An 18,206-nucleotide genomic window follows, 5' to 3' on the forward strand; every position below is an offset into this window, starting at 1 on the left:
TCACTAGAGCAAAGCTCTCACCTAACTACGAATTATTCATAAGCGAAGTGCACTTATTTCATAATTCTAGGTTAGTGCTCGAGGCTTTCCCGCTCTAGTTCGCGCTCTGATTTATACGTCGTATTCTGTTTCTTTCAATGCTTTGTTCACTAGGTCGTAGGGTTCGGTCATGGTTTCACTGTCCCAGCCGGATATGCCGGTGATTAGGGTGATGTTCATGTTTTGTAGTTGGCCGGATTGGGGGAGTTGTTTTGAGAAGGCGTTTTTAATGCGGTCGGCGGCGATGTGGGCGCCGGGTTCATCGGTGTGTAAGATGATGCCCCAGGTGGGGGTGGTGTTATCCAGATAGTAGGCGACGTCGTTGTCTCGGGTGGTGCTGGTGATAATTTTTGAGGTGTTTTTCAGTAGTTCGCGTAGTTGGACGTCGGTCATCATGCGTCTAAGTTCGTTGTAATAACGGATTCTGAAGACAACCATAGCGACTGGCAGGTCAAAGCGTTTGTTGTTTTCAATAAAAACTTTGGCGTCTTCTAAAAAAGCAACGGTGGTGCGTAAAGAAGTATCGGCGTCAAAAGCCCCTTGTTCGGCTAAGGTTGTCCGTAGTGCTTCATTTCGCTTTTGCAGCTGTTGTTGTTTGGTGGTCATGCCATAAAAGATAAAGGATAAAAGTGATGGTACTAACAGCCAAAAGGCAAGCCCTAAAGGTACGTGATTGGTAGTTTGGTTTAAGTAGAGCATGACGATCGCCTGGGCAAAGATGAAGATCAAATTTTCAATGAGACCGGGGATGATGCCAAAGAAGTAAGTGATCAAGATAGATAAGATGGCAATGCCTAGATAAACTGTATTTAATAAAACATAGTGGGGCATAAAGCCAAATAAGACGGCAACAGCGGCCATGGCTGTTAAAAATAAGATGAGGTAAACGTCGGCCATTAAATTTAGGCGCTTGTCATTGTTATTGTTCATCAGAGTCACCTCGATGTTTTAAAAATCCATTCTTCTTTAACATCATAAAGATCGCAAAGCCAAGAATGACTAGAATCATTAAAGCAACGACCAAATAAATAATTAATTGAGAATGTTTTGTAATGGTTTGACGGACGGATTGTTTTTGATTGGTGGCTTTATGTTTCTTGAAACGATAGCTCATATGGTTATTGTCTTGGTCCACCACGATAGCATCGGCGGTAGTGTAGTTTTGGATGTTCTTTTGGTAGTTAATCTGCGTAGCTGCTAGGTAGACGTCTTTAACTTTAGCAGCTGTCACGACAAGTAGCGCTTTTTCCGCATTGTATGGGGAGCGCAGCAATTGATTTGTGCCGATTGTTTTACCATAGTTGCTTTCAATGCTGAGTTTTTCGTTGGATAAGAAATGGGTATAAGTTTTATTATATTTAAAATAGAGCTTGTCATTTAATGTCTGAATAAAATGGTTTGCTTTTGGCGTTCCGAAAACAATGACACTGCTATTTTCTAGTACTTTTTTGCTTGGCTCTTGATCGTAAAAGGTAATATTACCGGTGTTACTTTGCGTGAAATTACCGATCAAATTAAAGATATTGGTCAAAGTTAGATAATCATAGGACGTTAATGTTTTTGGCCGGACAACGGCAATGTTGTTGAAGGTTTGATTTTTTAAGAAAGTACTTGGGTAGTTGCTAAAGAGTAGATCCGCAACTGGTTTGGATTTAATCTCTGCGGTAGAGGTGTTGACAATGGTTGCCCATGGCGTCTGGTCATTATCGGTTTTACCATTGCTAGGCAGCTGCAGATCAAAGGCGATTTGGATGGTGAAGCTATTGCCCAGCGCTTTATTTTCAGGCAAGGAGACGGTTAAGCTATCGTTGTCGGCCTTTTTTAAAGTAAGCTGTTTACTGCCCACTGGATCCCCATTAATTTTGACGGTAATTAGAGATTTTTTAAAATCTAGATTTTTAGCGTAGCGGAAATCAATTTTAATTTGAGAACCATTGGCATTCGTTCGATCAATCGGTAAATTGACGAAATAAGCCTGTTCTTGATGGTTTTTACCGGTGAGCTGAGCGTCTGCCGTGGTCAGTTGGTAATGGCCGTCATACTGCAAACTAGAGGTGAATGTTTGTGTTTGAGATTTAATTTGTTTGGTCGCTTGATTCGTTTCAGACATGAGTTCTTGATTGGCAACGAAACGAGCCACTTTTTTAAGGCCGGCCGCTGTTTTAGCTGTCAAAACAAGTTGATGATGCTTGTCGGTATAAATTATTTTTAAGAGTCCTTGGTTATTAGCCAGTTCTGTTTCGGGAATGGCCTGCTTAACGGCGTCGGGTAACCGATCATAGCGGGCAATAATTAGTTGGTAATCTGCGTTATTAGCCGTATCGCTGTCAAAAGTAGTGATAGGTAATTCCTCGTTTTCAGTGGTAATTGTCCGGGCTTGGCCAGACAAAGCGTACATACTGGCTGTGAGTTCGCCATTGGTTGCCTGTTCGGGCAAAATAATCGCTGCTTGATGGTTCACAATGGTATCTGCACCGGTAAAATGCTCATAAAAAGAGTTGATCGTGTCACTAGGGGCTTGTAAGTCATAGTCAAAATTAATGTTCGCCCCAGAATAAACCGTCAGCCAGTTCGCTGGTGTTGTAGCAACGTTGTAGCTGTTATCGTCGGTCTGGTTCAAAATTTGACCGGTTATTTTTAAATTGTTTGTATCTTGCAGCAGGTCCACTGGAATTTCAACTTGTTTCGTCTGGACGCCGGTTTCAGCTTCTGGTCTGAAAGAAAAGAATTTGACCCCGTTTAACGATAATGTAATGTCAGAGGTTTGCCGATTACTTAATTGCGACACTTGAAAATTTAAATTGAAGGTAACTTTATTAACTTGCCAATAGCCCATTTTAATAAAATATAAGTTAGTTTCAACAGCGTTACCGGATAAAGAGACTGTTTGGTTTTGTAACGGTTGTGTATACGTTTCAGCGGCTTGGGCTGTATTTGCCGGACTGCTGAAAAACCATAGGCCTAAGCCAAGGCTTAAGACCACCAGTAACTTATTGATAACGTTTCGTTTTATACCATTTTGCTTCTTTATGAAAGACTTGTTCACGAACATATCCCACCATCCCATAGAGTGCTACAGCCAACCACATCTGACTGTAAACGACATACATAAATATAATAATAATCAAATTCAAAAAAGTCATTTCGCCTTTTTCAGTGGTGATTGTCACAAAAGTGCTAATGACAAACAATACGACGGCAAAGAGCCAGACGATATTGCTAAAGCCTTGTAAACTTGAATGTACCGTGCCTGAAACCGATAAAACAAAGACGATATCAGACAAAACTAGTGACGTCATTAACAAGAAATAAATTGATAAGAAATATAAAAGATCAAACCAAATACCTCGGGCTTTTTTATCAAATAACAGTTTCAGGTTTTTTAAAATCACATAAATATTGCCCTTTACCCAACGTGTTCGTTGGCGGAACCAGACATCTAACGTCTGTGGTTCCTGTTCCCAAGTGACCGCTAACGGCTGGAAGCCAATTTGAAAGCCACGGCGATAGATTTGAAAACTGATTTCAGTATCTTCAGCTAACGCTTTGACATCCCAACCGCCAACAGCCTCTAAGACATCACGGCGAATCACATAATTGGTTCCGGGAATGGTACATAGTTTAAACAACTGACGCCGGCCGGCTTGGGCCATCCATTGAAAGGCTAGCGTTTCGATATTAATAAAGCGTGTTAATAAGGACGCCGTTTTATTCCGAGTTCGGAATTTACCGATAACCGCACCATACTTTGGATGGGCCATTAGTTCTGCCACGAGGACACTAAGGGCTTTGCTTTCCGGGGTATTATCTGCATCATAAACGGATAGAATAGAGCCCTTAGCTTGTTGGACACCAATGTTTAGCGCGTTGGATTTACCTTTCCCGCCGGTGACATTATCGGTGTTAATAACCGTCAAATTGCGGCCTTTGTACAAACCTTGCAAGTTGGCCAATAACTCAGCGGAGTTATCATCAGAGTTGTCATTAATCACAATTACTTCATAGCGATCTTTAGGATAAGTAAAATTCAAAAGGGCCTGAACGGTTTTGACAATTACAATACCTTCATTGTGAGCGGGCACCATAACTGAAACAAATGGCGGTTTCTCGGGGAGTTTCGGTTCAGGTCGGCGCTGCCAGCGTAAATAATAAATGTAACCGGAGATCGTTAAAATTAAATTAACGATCAAAATACTCCAAATCGCAAGAATCGCAATCAATAGAAGAACATCTAAGATGGAAATAAGATCACCCCATTACTTTTTAACAAACATCCGCCGATAAATACGGCGACCGACAAAAATAAATATGATTAAAACAACAAAAATGATGGAGAAAATAACAAGTAATACATTGGATTGAACTTTAAAGAAATTATTCAGCTGTCCCGTCACTGTCAGCGGGCTTCTTGGCATTTGCCACTGCTTAGGATTTTCTGTGATTTCTACTTCGGTACCATTCAAGTAATAGTTGCCTTGGTTATACTCATAAGTAATGGCACCGGCTTGAATTTTAGCTTGGATTGATCGTGCAGTCGGCTCAAACCAATTGATTTTTAAGGCTTCAATTTTACGGACCGCGCCATCCACACCAGCAGTGGTGTTAGGCATGGAAACAGTCACCGCAGTAAGCATGGGAAAATGAATATCCGCTGTACTTTGAGTTGACGTTAAACTATTGATTGGCATCCCGTAAATCGCAGAATCAAAGGTGGTCGCTTGGTTATCTTGTTGGGCATAGTTTAGCGTTTCAGGATTAGGCAGCAATAGAACATGGCTGGCATATTGTAACGCGTGGTTTCGGTAAACATAATCTTGATTCCAATAGCCGGGCGTACTGATACCAACCGGAAAAACATCTAGTTGTCCAAGATTCACCAGGGTGTTTTGCATTTGTTGGCCCAATTTTGTCCCACTGGTAGCATCCCCCCGTGTCGCCGTGGGGGTTTGTAAAAAGATTAAACCATCCCGATTTTCAGCATTACGTAAAGCTTTGGCAAAACGTCTAAACGCCGGTAAATCATTATTATCGGCAACGCTGGTGGTACTGATCATAAAGGGGATACCTTTACGGTAAAGTGCCAAAGTTAAACGATTTAAAGCGGTTAAATCACTGTAAGGCGTGACCCCGGTAATTGCTAACACGGGCTGCAAACTTTTTTCTTGATGGGTCAATTTAGCCACAACATCTGCGGCTAAAATCATACTCAGACCGCTGGTAGAAAAATACGGAATATAGCCGTTATTATCGACAACAGTGCCGTAATCATAAGTCCTTGGGGTGCTTTCTTGCGTGGTCAGTTGACCAACATGTGTCGCTGTATCCGGACAGTTTTTTAAAAGGGTAATGGACGCACTAAAAGGCAGCAGCTGTTTTTGCTGATTGCCGCTAATAGTGAATTGTTGATGATAAACTTGCAGCGGTTCGCTTTGTAATGCCTGCAGCTCGGAATCACTAAGATTGGCCCCAATATGCAATTTGATACCAGTGAAGTTTTGTCGATCAGTGTCAAACGCTGAATTACTGAGCTGGGCTTCCGGCCAGTTAATTAAAGTCACCACCCCTTGATATTTTTTAGAAGTGAGCATCTGACGTTGATAGTCTGCCAGCCGAACGGTGGTTACTTTGTAATGAAAACTTGTTAATAAACGTTGGAGACCATCTAATTTTTTTTGACCATCAGCGGCTACATTTTTGGAATCATAGACTAGGAGTACTTTAGGACTTGGTGTGGCAGCCGTAGCGGCTTTAGGTGAAGCTAATAAAAAGCAGCACAGCCCTAAGCAAAGACAAAGGCAAAATAAGGCAACTTTAGATTTTCGCATTAGGCCTTACCTCCGCCCCAGAGTCGATGATTTAAACTGTCTGAAATAAAAATTAGAAAAGCTAAATCCCAAGTTAAAGCAACAATGCTGAGGTATTGGGATAAGTTGGTTAAACCAAATTTAAAGATAAAACCAATTGTCGCCACAATGGCCATCGTAGTCATCCCACCAACAAGGCATAATTTCATAACAGCCTGAACTTTATTTTGACGGTAAGTTCGCATTAAGCTGACAAAGTAAAGAATAATAAAGGCGACACTTAATAAAATGCTAAACCCAAAGGTTGTCGGGAAAAAGGCCCCCATAAATTGACTGAATAAGGTAAAATACTTTGTTTGCGCCGAAGCGGTTTTTTTGGCAGATTTTGGATAATTACCCACAGAATCTAGTTTGGTAATCATCGTGTTTTTACTGGCATCGTTTAAGATCAGCTGTAATTGATGTAGCGAACCGGCGTAATATTTTATAACCCAAAGTAAGTTATATTTGGTTAACAGATTTTTTTGGACATGTGCCGTGTTTGGGGCTAGTTCGGTATAGTTATCCGGATAGTAATTATTATTACGCATTAAGGTGTATTGACCATCAATGCCACCAGCTTTTATTTTCTTGTCGGGATTTTTGGATTCCACCAAAACGCCCCGGGTAAAACTTTGATAATGGTCTACCGCAGCCACGTCTGCTGGGATCAAAGATTTTGTCCAGAAGCCGCCAATGACAATTAAAACAATGCCAATGGCTAAGTAAAAGCGCTGCAGGCGAAATTTAGGTAAAGCAAACAGCCCTAAGGCACTAATGGCTAAGCTGACATAGAGCAATTTATTATTATAGCTGTTCATTAATAGCGCAAAGGCACTTAAAAAATATAAAGCCAGCCATAGCCAACGACGTTTAAATTGATTATGGGCAATAATTAGAAGAATCGCCACGCAGTAAACCATTAAAATTAAATTGCCAGCTTGGGGATAAAAAGAATTAAAATATAGCGTAAAAGAGCTATCGCCTAAGACAAAGACGGTGAGTAGTGCGATAAGATAATTACGAATGCGCCGATCGTTTTTAGTCAACGCTTTAACGAGCAAACGAACACCGCCTAAAAATAGACCTAAATAAACAAGCCCTAAAAAGCGAATATCAAAAATTTGTTGACTGTAAAAAAGACGATTTAATAAGATAGCCAGCTGAATAAAAATTGTCTGGGTTGAAAAAGGCTGTCCAAAATCAGGATTATAGTAGTGCATGAGCCCGTATTTTTGGGCCACATATGCGGCGTTAGTGTCGTGTAAGGGATAGAGATTATTGGCTTGTAGAATTTTTTCAAAGCCACCATTGTCGGCGTAGCCGTTGATGGGCGGCCAAAACAATAAATAACCCACGATGATAGCGGCCAGACCAACGGCGAGTGCTGCTGGTGAGACATATTTTCGGATAATTTTCATTTTTATACAGAGTTGCTCCCACAGGTTAATTTGAACATATTAATAATTTACATTTTATGATATTTAAAATTGAAATACAATATGATAACTATTTAGAATAGTAAGTACTTGAAGAAATTTATAGCCTTTAATTCTAATGATTAATTTAAAGTTGTTCAAAATAGTGTACACACTATAATGATTGTGCACAACTATTGTGTGAAAATAACAAGAAAATTACTAATAATTCCAAAAATAAATTGAAACTAAAGCTGCGGAAATCGTGGTTTAAACAGTATAATTAAATTGGTAGCACTACTTTTCTAGAACAGATCACAAATTACTAATCAGTATAGACCGCTGATGTATAACACAAAATGCATAAGCGGCGCTTAAAAAAGATAGTTTGACGTTATTTTATCCATGAATTTTGTTTAAAATAGCGTCAATATCATAAATCAAGATTTAAAACAATAAGTTTGAACCTTTTTATTATAGTAAGTACTTATCTGAGCAAGGACCGATGCTATCCCAGACTTAGTTATTGTGGTAAGATGAGAGCAGTTTATTATTCGGAATTTGACTTTATTTTATCTAAGAGGTGAGGCGCTTTGTTAACAATTCGGTTAAATAATTTACGTTTTCATGGTCATATTGGTGTTTATACGGAAGAAAAAAAGATTGGCCAAGATTTACAACTTGATCTTATTATCCAAACGCCGATTAATCATAACGAAATTCATGATGATTTGACGAAAACTTTGAGTTATGGGGATGTCTATCGGCAAGTTGCCCAAATTGTAACGGATAGCCGGGTGGATCTAGTGGAAGCTTTGGCCCATGACATTATTGTGGGCTTACGGGCTGAGTTTTCAGAAAAAATCAGTCAAATTACGGTTCGTATTCGTAAATTAAATACCCCGATCAATGGCGTTATGGATAATGTGGAAATTGAGGTTACAGACTAATGGCAACGGCTTATTTAAGTATTGGCGCAAATTTGGGCGATCGCTTGCAGCAGTTAAATCAGGCCATTGCGTTATTAAAAGCACAGCCTGAAATTTTAGTCACAAAAGTTTCACCTTTTTACGAAACGGCGCCAGTTGGTGGTGTGGTTCAAGATGATTTTTTAAATGGGGCCGTTGCTTTAGAAACAACGTTAGAACCGTTGGCTTTGTTGGCGGTCATCCACGACATTGAACAGCAATTACACCGGGTGCGCAAAGTACATTGGGGGCCACGGACGATTGATTTGGACATTGTATTTTTTGATCAGCTTAGCCAAAAAACGGCTGCTTTAACGTTACCCCACCCAGAAGTTTATAATCGGCGGTTCGTGTTAGTGCCGTTATTAGATATTCTACCTAAAACAAGTGTCTATTATTCTAAAGTGGTACAAGCCAATGCACGTTTAGGTGATAGTCAAAGATTACAAGTATTTAATGGAGTGTGAAAGAGATTGGAAGCAGCACAAAAAAAGATAATTGAGCAGGCAGTTAAACAGATTTTGACAGCGATTGGGGATAATCCTGATCGAGCTGGCTTAGAAGAAACTCCAGAACGTGTGGCTAGAATGTATGGAGAAGTTTTTGAATCAGTAACAACGACTGAATTTGAAGATTACAAAATTTTTGATTCAGAGCATGATCAAGATGAAATTGTTTTAGTAAAAGATATTCCCTTCTATAGTATGTGTGAACACCACTTGTTGCCTTTTTTCGGTAGCGTGACCGTGGCTTACATGCCAAAAGATGGTAAAATCATTGGTTTAAGTAAAATTCCGCGTTTGGTAGATTTTGTCACTAAAAAACCAACACTGCAGGAAAATGTCACTTCAGAGATTGCCCAAGAATTAGAAAAAATCCTTAACCCTGCAGGGGTAGCGGTGATTGTTAAAGCGCGGCATATGTGTATGGAAATGCGGGGCGTTAAAAAAATGAACAGCCAAACCCGAACCGCTTATTACACGGGGCGTTTCAAAGAACCTCAGGCGCGGCAGGATTTGATGTTGCAGCTGCAAGATGTGTAATGCGATGGTTAATGAAGCAAAAAAACGCTATTTAAAAAACTTAACCCAAGTTACTAGCGGGATGCAGTACGGCGCCACCGAACGGATTGACTTGTTACAGCGGCTCTTGGCGGCTTGCGGGCAACCGGACATGAAATATCCCATTATTCATATTTGCGGGACGAATGGCAAAGGCTCAACGGGATTGATGATTGCTAAATTACTACAAGCCACTGGACTAACCGTTGGTAGCTTTACGAGTCCAGCAATTAATGATGATCGGGAAATGATTCAAATTGATCAGCGAATGATCAGTTATGAGGCCTTTAATGCCGCTTTTTTACAAGTCGCCCAGGGCTTACAGACTTTAAATTTACCATTGGAAAGTTTATCCATTTTTGAATTATGGTTTATGGTTGCGCTACTTTATTTTGCCCAGGCGTCAGTGGATGCGGTTGTGCTGGAATGTGGTTTGGGTGGTGAATTTGATGCCACCAATGCGATCACCACAGCGGCTTATGATGTTTTTACCCATATTGACTATGATCATATGGCATTATTAGGCGATGATATTGAAAGTATTGCGTTAACGAAGGCTAGAATTATTCGAACGGACGCCCAAGTTATTGATTATCCAAACCAATATTTGGCAGTCAGCCAAATCATACAGCAGCAGGCACAGCAAAAAGCAGCGACTTATCACAATAGTTTGGAGATTACTTTAACAACGACCCACAGTGATTTACATGGCAGTGATTTATTATGGCAGGCCCAACCGTTGCATTTAGGGTTAGTAGGCAGTGTTCAAGTTCAAAATTTACGTACAGTTTTGGCCTTTGTGAAAGTGTATAATCAGCAGCCGTTTGGTTCGGTAATTTCCCGGGAAATGATTGAACAAACTTTAGCACAGCTGAAATTTATCGGGCGTTGGCAGCAGTTACAAACACAACCGCCTATTTACTTAGACGGCGGCCATAACCCGGATGCTTTAAAAAATGTGGCTACTTTATTAAAGTCAGAAGCGGCGCAATTTCAATTAATTTTAGTATTGGGTTTTTTGAAAGATAAAAATGTGGCTGAAAATTTGCGGTTATTGAAAGATTTGGCAGCTGATGTGATTACCACGACCCCTGATCAGCCGCAGCGGGCGATGGTTGCTGCTGAGTTGACGCAATTAGTCCAGGAAAATTGGACTAAGGCAAAATCGGTTCAAACAGCGGTGCTGCCTGAGATTGCGTTACGTCGAGCTAAAGCCATGGCACAGCAGTACGAACAGCCTTTGATTTTTATCGGTGGCTCGTTTTATTTAGTTAAGGCGGTGCTAGCAACCGATGATTGAAATTTTGATTGCCTCTAATAATCTAGGTAAGACAAAAGAAATTAGTGATTTATTGGCGCTTTACCAGCTTCATGGTGTCAGTTATCAAAAGTACCATCAACGGTTAGTATTTCCTGAAGAGCAGCTGGACTATCGAGAAAATGCGCTGCAAAAAGCGACCTTTATTCAGCAGCAGTTACAAACAACTTTGCCGGTACTAGGGGATGACTCCGGACTATCGTTAGCCGCATTGCCGACAATGTTTAATGCCCAGACCCATCGAGATTTAGCAGCAGGGGCACCGTTAAGTCATGCGGCTTATTTATGCCAACTGCTAGCAGATGTGCCGGCTGATCAGCGACAAATTACGTTAACCTCTTATTTAGTTTTAAAAATTGGCACTTGCACCTATACTGGAACTGGAACCTTAACTGGTAAGGTGGCCCTGGAAAGTCGGGGCACCGGCGGCTTTGATTTGGACCAGATTGTGATACCAGCAGGGTTAAGCCAAACGCTAGCTGAACTGCCTTTGCAGCAGCGGCAAAAATATGAACAACGTCGATTGGCGATTGAAAATCTACTGATTAATGTGAAAAGGTGATAATTACGAATATTCAAGAAGAGCTTCAAAGTCAGCAGCTACAAGATAAAACTATTTTTGACCCATTTCAAGTAACTTTGACATTTAGCGCCTTAACACGACAGAAATTACATTGGTTAACCGCACTGTGGCGGGATTTAGATGTTTATGTAACGGTGATGGATCGGCAATATAGAGTTTTATTTAATATTTATCAATTCCAAGCTTTTTATCAACAGTATCAACAGCATTTTCCGGATGCAAAAGAATTAACGACTTTAAAGACAATTTGGCAGGCGCATCAACTATGGTGGCGGGGGCAAAATTTTGCGCTGAATTTAACTACAAAACCGGTCATTTACGATATTCTTAATACGTCTCCAGATTCATTTTATGATGGTGGCGCCCTAAATACAGTGGACGATGTTTTACGTCGAGTTGCGGTGGATCTTGAAAATGGCGCCACAATTTTAGAAATTGGCGGCCAGACGACCCGGCCCGGATTTAAACCAATTACACCGGAAGTAGAAATTGAACGGGTCATTCCAGAAATTAAAGCAATTAAAGCACATTTTCCAGAAGCTTTAATTGCAGTAGATACCTACAAAACACCAGTGATGCAAGCGGCATTAGATGCAGGCGCAGATATTATTAATGATGTGAACGGTTTTCGGGATGATCCTGAAAAGTTGACGTTATTAAAGACTTATCAGCCCGCAGTACTGACGATGCATGAAAATCGAGGTAAGGCCTATACAGAGGACTTAACAAGTAATGTGCAGCGCTTCTTTAAGACGAATCTACAATTACTACTAGATGCAGGTTTACCATATGAAGCCATCGCTTTAGATCAAGGCGTGGGCTATTCAGCAAACGCAGATAACATCCAAGACTTTGCGTTTATGCGGACATTAGACCAATTAAACATCTTCCAACGGCCAACGATGGTAGCAGTGTCTAATAAAGGCTTTTATGGGAAATTATTAGGCTTGAGTAAAGAAGAACGCCTACTACCTACAATCGTCAGTGAAACAGCCATGATCCAACAAGGCGGCCGACTAATCCGCGTTCATGACGTAAAAGCAACCGCAGACATGATAAAATTGCTAGATGCAATTAATAACTCATTTTTGATTGATAAAGAAAACGATGAAATCACCAGAGCGTGACAAAAGACGGGTTGATTTTGAGCATAGCCTAGGCTAACGCCGTGAGCGGTCTTTGCTTACAAGTTAGACGTAGCTAAGCGCAGAAATCAGTGTTGGTGAGCGCGTTTTAGAGCCAGAGCGTGACCAAAGACGGTTTGATTTTGAGCATAGCCTAGACTAACGCTGTGAGCGGGCCTTGCTTACGAGTTAGACGTAGCTAGGCGCAGAAATCAGTCTTTGGGAACGCGTTTCAAAAGACTAACACGGGAAAGCCTCGAGCACTAACCTAGAATCTTGCAGGGTGTCGTCAGACACACAAGAGATTCGTAGTTAGGTAAATTGTCAGTAGCTTGAAACGCATTTCAGAAAACAACAAAAATAGCGATGAAATCAAATGTAAATTTTGACTTCACCGCTATTTAATTTACATAATTTTAGGCTGTACCCGAAGTCAGTTTGACCTCACCGCTGTTTATTGTCTGGACTTGACCATCGGCATCGCGCAGCACTAATTGCCCCTGATAGTCAAAGTCAATAACCGTGCCGGTAGTTGTTTGTGAACCGGAGACAATCGTCACTTCACGGCCTAAAATGGCTGAAAAATTACGATAATCTGTTAAGAAATCGCCAGTTTGATAAGTCGCATACATTGCAAAAAAGTGCTGAATTAACTGAACAACTAATTGGTTACGATTAACAGGTTCCGTTGTTAAAGCCCCCGCAATGTGTTGAAGGTCATCGGGAAATTCAGTTGTGGATAAATTTAAACCAACACCTACAATCAAATGTGAAATTTGGCCGCTTTCTAAGTCGGTAATGGCCTCGGTTAAAATACCACCACATTTTTTGTGATTCAAAACAATATCATTAATCCATTTGAGTTGTACCGGTGTCTGGGGAAAATACTGACGTAACGTGCGGACGACAGCCGTTCCAGTGCCGGTGGTCATCAAGCTGGGGATAACTTTTTCGTTTGGCTGCAGGGGTAATAAAATACTGAAATAAAGCCCTGTTGTTTTAGGGGCATAAAAACTGCGGCCTAATCGACCGTGACCGTTAGTTTGTTCATCAGCCAAAATAACGACCGGTTGGCTGATGGGATGCTGACTTAAGTATTGTTTACTGTAGTCATTTGTAGAACCTAGCTGATCAAAAGTTAGAATTGTCACCGCCAAATCTGACGGTAACGCAGCTTGAATCATAGCTTGATCTAGATTTTCAGTACCTAAATACTGATAACCTAGACCTTGTTGGCTAGCAATTTGATAACCTTGCTGTTTTAACTTTTGAATTTGTTTCCAAACGGCCGGCCGACTAATTTGCAACTGCTCAGCCAGCTGTTCCCCAGATAGCCAGCGTCCCTGATTGTGGATAAAAATTGTTAATAACTCTGACAAAATACTCAACTCCGATTTAGTATATATATTTATTATACGAAATCTAACAGAAGATAGATAGCGATTAACGCTCTTTTGTTAACTATCAATTGACAGGATGGTTAACTATCGGTATATTTTTATTATCAACTGAGGGAGTAATTTGAAAATGCAGACGAAACATTTAACACAAGTGGCACTGATGGTGGCAATTATCATCATCTTAGGTCTATTTCCACCAATCCCATTGGGGTTCATTCCGGCACCAATCGTGATTCAAAATTTAGGGATCCTATTAGCTGGTCTTTTGTTTGGTGCGCGCCGAGGAACATTAGCGGTGGGGCTCTTTTTAGGTTTAGTCGCTTTAGGTTTTCCGTTTTTACCCGGTGGTCGGGCCGGATTGGCAATGTTTGTTGGACCGACTTGCGGCTATCTGCTCGCCTATTTACTCGTACCGTCAATAATTGCCGTGATGAGCCGATTATTGCAGGCAAAAGCGCATTGGTGGCGGTTGATGCTTGTCGTTTTATTTACAGCATTGGTGGTCATTGATGGTTTGGGGGCTGTCGGCTTGGCCATTCAAAGCCATATTGGCTTGAACAAGGCATTAGTCATTGGGGCCGTTTTTGTACCAGGGGATGCGATCAAGGCGGTCTTAGCTGTAATTATTGCTAGAAACTTGCAGCGGCATGGCCAAATTCGAGAATTATTGAAGTAAGAATCCTAGAATAATGGGTTGATTTTATATTTTTTTTCGGTTATCCTAAAGCTACTTACTCTTGTGCAGTAATTGAATAAGCGCTTCTCACAGAGAGTCGGGCCTGCTGAAAACCGATGAATCTTATGACAATGAAGTACGCAAGGGGTTTTAAAAGTATAAATAGTGTCCTTTACCAAAAAGGACTGGGTGATGTCGTTAACCATCAAAAGTTGATGCAACAGCATAATGCGGGTGGTACCGCGGATCAAAACGATGATTCGTCCCAGTTTGTCTAATTTTAGATGAGCTGGGACTTTTTTGTTGTTAATTTTATAATGAAGGGTGATTTTTTTGGAAAAAGTAGCACAAGGACAAATCATTGACGAATTAGAATGGCGTAATGCCGTTAACCAAATGACGGACGAAGCTGGTTTACGGGATTTGGTTAAAGAAAAGAAAATTTCTTTATACTGCGGTGTGGATCCAACTGGTGATTCATTGCATATCGGACATTTAATTCCATTTATGATGTTGAAACGTTTTCAACAAGCAGGGCATCATCCCGTTATCGTCATCGGTGGCGGTACTGGGGCCATTGGGGATCCTTCAGGGAAAAAATCAGAACGGGTTTTACAGACAATGACGCAAGTTAAACATAATGAAGATGCGCTAACTGGCCAAATGGAAAACTTATTTGGTACGGAAAACTTCAAAATTGTGAACAACTATGATTGGCTGTCTAAAATTAGCCTATTGGACTTTTTGCGGGATTACGGTAAATTATTCAACGTAAATACAATGTTAGGTAAAGAAATTGTTGCAACACGTTTGGAAGTAGGTATTTCCTACACAGAATTTACTTATCAAATTTTACAATCTATTGATTTCTTGACTTTGTATAAGGAACATGACGTTCAATTACAAATTGGCGGTGCTGATCAATGGGGGAATATCACCTCTGGGACAGATTTGATCCATCGTCAAGAAGGCCAAGAAGCCAAAGTCTATGGCTTAACAATCCCATTGATGCTAAAAGCAGACGGCACAAAATTTGGGAAAACAGCCGGCGGTGCCGTTTGGTTAGATCCTGAAAAAACGACACCTTACGAATTCTATCAATTTTGGGTAAATCAAGATGACCGGGATGTTGTGAAATATTTGAAGTATTTCACCTTCTTGAGTAAAACTGAAATTGCGGAATTAGCTGAAAAAGTTAAGACAGAACCTGAAAAACGGGAAGCACAACGCCGTTTGGCAGAAGAAGTCACTGAATTTGTGCATGGCAAAAAAGCCGTAGAACAAGCTGAACATATTTCTAAAGCCCTATTCTCTGGTGAATTAACCGCATTAACGGCTGAAGAAATTGAACAAGGCTTCAAAGATATGCCAAGCGTTACAATTGCCAATGAAGTTCGGCCATTAGTGACATTATTAGTGGATGATACAAATATTGAACCTTCTCGGCGTCAAGCAAGAGAAGATATTAAAAACGGTGCGATTTACATCAATGGCCAGCGGCAACAAGATTTGGACTTTGAAGTAGATCCTAGCACAAGTTTTGACGGGCAATTCGTGATCATTCGAAAAGGTAAAAAGAAGTACACTTTATTGCGTGTCAAGCACTAAAAGTTGCGAAGTTGTTAAAAATTTAAGAAAATAAAAAACGGGTAAGCCTTGGTGCTACCCGTTTTTTTGTGCCACATTCAATTTTGCATAAGTTTTCTGTACAAAGTTGAAATTTTTTGGGGTTTTTTTTGAGTATGATTAGAATTAGAAATGGACCATCGGGAAATGGAAAATGAAAGATTTTTTTGGGAGGACTAGTAGACGCAAAAAGTACTAGTCCATTTGACGTACTATAAATTTAGGAGGAAAAACCAATGCGGCATACGCGTAAAAGATGGGTCAGTCTAATTATTGGCCCCCTCAGCTTGTTACTAGTTATCGGCTTATTTGGCGTTACCACACCGGTTCGAGCGGATGATCAAGTGACTACAGCGCAAAACGCGTTGCAGGAAAATCAAAACCAAACAACCACTTTGCAAGCGCAAATTCAAGCACAAGAAGATAAAATTACTGAGATCAACAATCAGATCGGCAACAAGACGCTGGCACTAGAAAAAATGAAAAACAAATTCAAGCTAGTCAGACAAAAATAAATAAACTCAATCAAAAAATTAAAACAACAAAAACAGATGTTAAAGCCCGTAAAAAAGCGATGCAAAAGCGGCTGCGAGCTTTACAAAAGCAATCTGAAAAAAGTGCATTAGGGAATGTCTATGCTGATTTTGTGTTAAGCGGCAGCGATTTTTCTGAAATGTTAAGTCGAGCACTGGCGGTCAAAAAAATCAGTGCTTCTAATAAAACAGCAATTAAAGTGCTACAGGCCACGCAACAAGATTTGACCGATTTAAAAACAACAAAAAAAGCACAGCAGACAAAATTAGTCGCTGCTAAAGCTGATTTGGAAACGCAACAAGCGCAGCTTAATGACACAAAGGCAAAAGCTAGTGAGGCGCAGACACAATTAACAACACAGCTTTCTGAAAATCAAGGAGCCACGGCAGACTTAGAGGCACAATTAAAAACAGCTCAAGATAATCAAGCAGCGATTGAGGCAGCAACGAAGGCTGAACAAGAACGGCAAGACCAGCTGGCTGCAACATCAACCAATGCGATGGGGACAAGTGATGTTTCAGCAAGTATTGCTGATAATACGACTTACAAGCAAGCCATTGCAGAGGTCTTATCAGACAGCGCCGCAAACAACAGAATTATTCAAGATGCGTTACAGTATTTGGGTGTACCTTATGTCTGGGGCGGGACAACGCCTTCAGGTTTTGATTGTTCAGGATTGATTTATTATTGTTACAAATTAGAAGGCCGAACGATTCCTCGAGTGTCACAAGGTCAAAGTACCCAAGGTAAATATGTGGCTATTGGCGATTTACAGCCCGGTGATTTAGTATTTTGGGGTGGTGTCGGCACAGCCCATCATGTGGCGTTATACATCGGAAATGGCCAATACATTCACGCACCACAACCTGGGCAAACTGTGAAAATTGGCAGTATTGCCTATTATCGGCCGGATTTTGGACGTCGATTATAAGTAAATTTGTGAACAGTTATGTTATGATAGAAGAAATAATTTGACTGAGGTGCATGGCATTGACCGAGAATCATAAACGACTGATTATAATTACAGGTGCTGCTGGAACGGGTAAAACCACGGTGAGTCAATATTTGCACCAGCATTTTGGCGTTTGCCGAGTATTGACACATACCACCCGACCGCCACGACAAAATGAACGTAATGGTAAAGATTATTATTTCGAAACGGAAGCTAGTTTTTTTGAAAATCATTTTGTAGAATATGTACGTTATAGTGGTCATTTATATGGTTCCTCCGAAGAGGGCTTAAAGCGCGCATTGGCAGAACACGATCAAGCTTGCTTAGTTTTAGATACGAAGGGCGCTGAAAGTTACTTGCGTCGGTTCCCTGAACTCATGCAAATCTTGTATTTAACGGTTCCAGATAATAAGGAACTACGGACACGAATGCAAGCTAGAGGCGATAGTGCGACGGCATTACAGCAGCGTCTAGAGAGCAAAGAGTATATTCGAGATTTGAAACTGTCACAAATGTTACGTTCTAAAGTAACGGTATTAATCAATGATGATTGGGCGGTTACTAAAACAAAATTAGCACAATTTATGGCGACAATCACCGTTTGAATTGAAATAATAAGGCTGTTTTTGCGAGATATTTGGATTTTTTTCCGAATATCTATTTT

15 protein-coding genes and 1 pseudogene are annotated in these 18,206 nt (G+C 40.6%); 10 read left to right on the plus strand and 6 right to left on the minus strand.

Annotation, left to right across the window (positions count from 1 at the left end):
* Positions 1 to 111 precede the first annotated feature (111 nt).
* Genes EKM93_RS11245 through wsfD form a run of 5 tightly spaced genes read right to left on the minus strand, consistent with a single transcriptional unit; the run spans position 112 to position 7,303 of the window.
* On the minus strand, positions 112 to 969 hold the full coding sequence (locus EKM93_RS11245; protein WP_125715687.1) for a GGDEF domain-containing protein: 858 nt from the start codon (positions 967 to 969) through the stop codon (positions 112 to 114).
* On the minus strand, positions 959 to 3,091 hold the full coding sequence (locus EKM93_RS11250; RefSeq protein WP_125715688.1) for a cellulose biosynthesis cyclic di-GMP-binding regulatory protein BcsB: 2,133 nt from the start codon (positions 3,089 to 3,091) through the stop codon (positions 959 to 961). The genes EKM93_RS11245 and EKM93_RS11250 overlap by 11 nt, the downstream gene beginning before the upstream one ends.
* The gene (locus tag EKM93_RS11255) at positions 3,030 to 4,283 is read right to left on the minus strand and encodes a glycosyltransferase family 2 protein (protein WP_125715689.1); all 1,254 of its coding nucleotides are present in this window, start codon (positions 4,281 to 4,283) and stop codon (positions 3,030 to 3,032) included. The genes EKM93_RS11250 and EKM93_RS11255 overlap by 62 nt, the downstream gene beginning before the upstream one ends.
* 12 nt (positions 4,284 to 4,295) lie before the next feature.
* A complete protein-coding gene (locus EKM93_RS11260; RefSeq protein ID WP_125715690.1) occupies positions 4,296 to 5,864 on the minus strand; it encodes a hypothetical protein in 1,569 nt (522 codons plus the stop codon).
* On the minus strand, positions 5,864 to 7,303 hold the full coding sequence (gene wsfD, locus EKM93_RS11265) for a glycan biosynthesis hexose transferase WsfD (protein ID WP_125715691.1): 1,440 nt from the start codon (positions 7,301 to 7,303) through the stop codon (positions 5,864 to 5,866). Before wsfD ends, EKM93_RS11260 begins: the two co-directional genes overlap by 1 nt.
* A 590-nt stretch (positions 7,304 to 7,893) precedes the next feature.
* Between wsfD and folB the strand changes: the two genes are divergently transcribed.
* From folB to folP, 5 genes and pseudogenes are all read left to right on the plus strand, one after another.
* The gene (gene folB / locus EKM93_RS11270) at positions 7,894 to 8,250 is read left to right on the plus strand and encodes a dihydroneopterin aldolase (protein WP_125715692.1); all 357 of its coding nucleotides are present in this window, start codon (positions 7,894 to 7,896) and stop codon (positions 8,248 to 8,250) included.
* Positions 8,250 to 9,311: pseudogene (folE, locus tag EKM93_RS11275) on the plus strand (GTP cyclohydrolase I FolE). Before folB ends, folE begins: the two are co-directional and overlap by 1 nt.
* A 4-nt stretch (positions 9,312 to 9,315) precedes the next feature.
* Positions 9,316 to 10,629 (plus strand): bifunctional folylpolyglutamate synthase/dihydrofolate synthase, encoded by a 1,314-nt coding sequence (locus EKM93_RS11280; protein WP_164507077.1) that lies wholly within the window; start codon positions 9,316 to 9,318, stop codon positions 10,627 to 10,629.
* Complete coding sequence (locus EKM93_RS11285; protein WP_125715694.1) at positions 10,622 to 11,209, plus strand: non-canonical purine NTP pyrophosphatase; 588 nt, start codon at positions 10,622 to 10,624, stop codon at positions 11,207 to 11,209. The genes EKM93_RS11280 and EKM93_RS11285 overlap by 8 nt, the downstream gene beginning before the upstream one ends.
* Entirely contained in the window at positions 11,206 to 12,357 is a 1,152-nt protein-coding gene (gene folP, locus EKM93_RS11290; RefSeq protein ID WP_125715695.1) for a dihydropteroate synthase, read from the plus strand. Before EKM93_RS11285 ends, folP begins: the two co-directional genes overlap by 4 nt.
* Positions 12,358 to 12,770: 413 nt before the next feature.
* On the opposite strand, the gene EKM93_RS11295 is transcribed toward folP, so the two are convergent.
* The gene (locus EKM93_RS11295; RefSeq protein WP_125715696.1) at positions 12,771 to 13,733 is read right to left on the minus strand and encodes a biotin--[acetyl-CoA-carboxylase] ligase; all 963 of its coding nucleotides are present in this window, start codon (positions 13,731 to 13,733) and stop codon (positions 12,771 to 12,773) included.
* Between the two features lie 148 nt (positions 13,734 to 13,881).
* On the opposite strand from EKM93_RS11295, the gene EKM93_RS11300 reads away from it, so the two are divergent.
* The 5 genes from EKM93_RS11300 to EKM93_RS11320 all read left to right on the plus strand — a co-directional run bounded on the left by EKM93_RS11300 (position 13,882) and on the right by EKM93_RS11320 (position 18,147).
* Positions 13,882 to 14,430, plus strand: coding sequence for a biotin transporter BioY (locus tag EKM93_RS11300; RefSeq protein ID WP_125715697.1), 549 nt, complete (start codon positions 13,882 to 13,884; stop codon positions 14,428 to 14,430).
* Positions 14,431 to 14,787: 357 nt separating this feature from the next.
* On the plus strand, positions 14,788 to 16,038 hold the full coding sequence (gene tyrS, locus EKM93_RS11305; protein ID WP_263853584.1) for a tyrosine--tRNA ligase: 1,251 nt from the start codon (positions 14,788 to 14,790) through the stop codon (positions 16,036 to 16,038).
* A gap of 254 nt (positions 16,039 to 16,292) precedes the next feature.
* Positions 16,293 to 16,571, plus strand: coding sequence for a hypothetical protein (locus EKM93_RS11310; RefSeq protein ID WP_125715698.1), 279 nt, complete (start codon positions 16,293 to 16,295; stop codon positions 16,569 to 16,571).
* A gap of 17 nt (positions 16,572 to 16,588) precedes the next feature.
* Positions 16,589 to 17,521, plus strand: a complete 933-nt coding sequence (locus EKM93_RS11315) for an NlpC/P60 family protein (RefSeq protein WP_455423370.1) — start codon at positions 16,589 to 16,591, stop codon at positions 17,519 to 17,521.
* 59 nt (positions 17,522 to 17,580) lie between these two features.
* Positions 17,581 to 18,147: a guanylate kinase gene (locus EKM93_RS11320; RefSeq protein WP_225423709.1), complete on the plus strand. Its 567-nt coding sequence runs from the start codon at positions 17,581 to 17,583 to the stop codon at positions 18,145 to 18,147.
* The last annotated feature ends 59 nt before the right edge of the window (positions 18,148 to 18,206 follow it).

It is taken from the genome of Agrilactobacillus yilanensis (assembly GCF_003946725.1).
In the GTDB taxonomy this organism is placed as follows: Bacteria; Bacillota; Bacilli; order Lactobacillales; family Lactobacillaceae; genus Agrilactobacillus; species Agrilactobacillus yilanensis.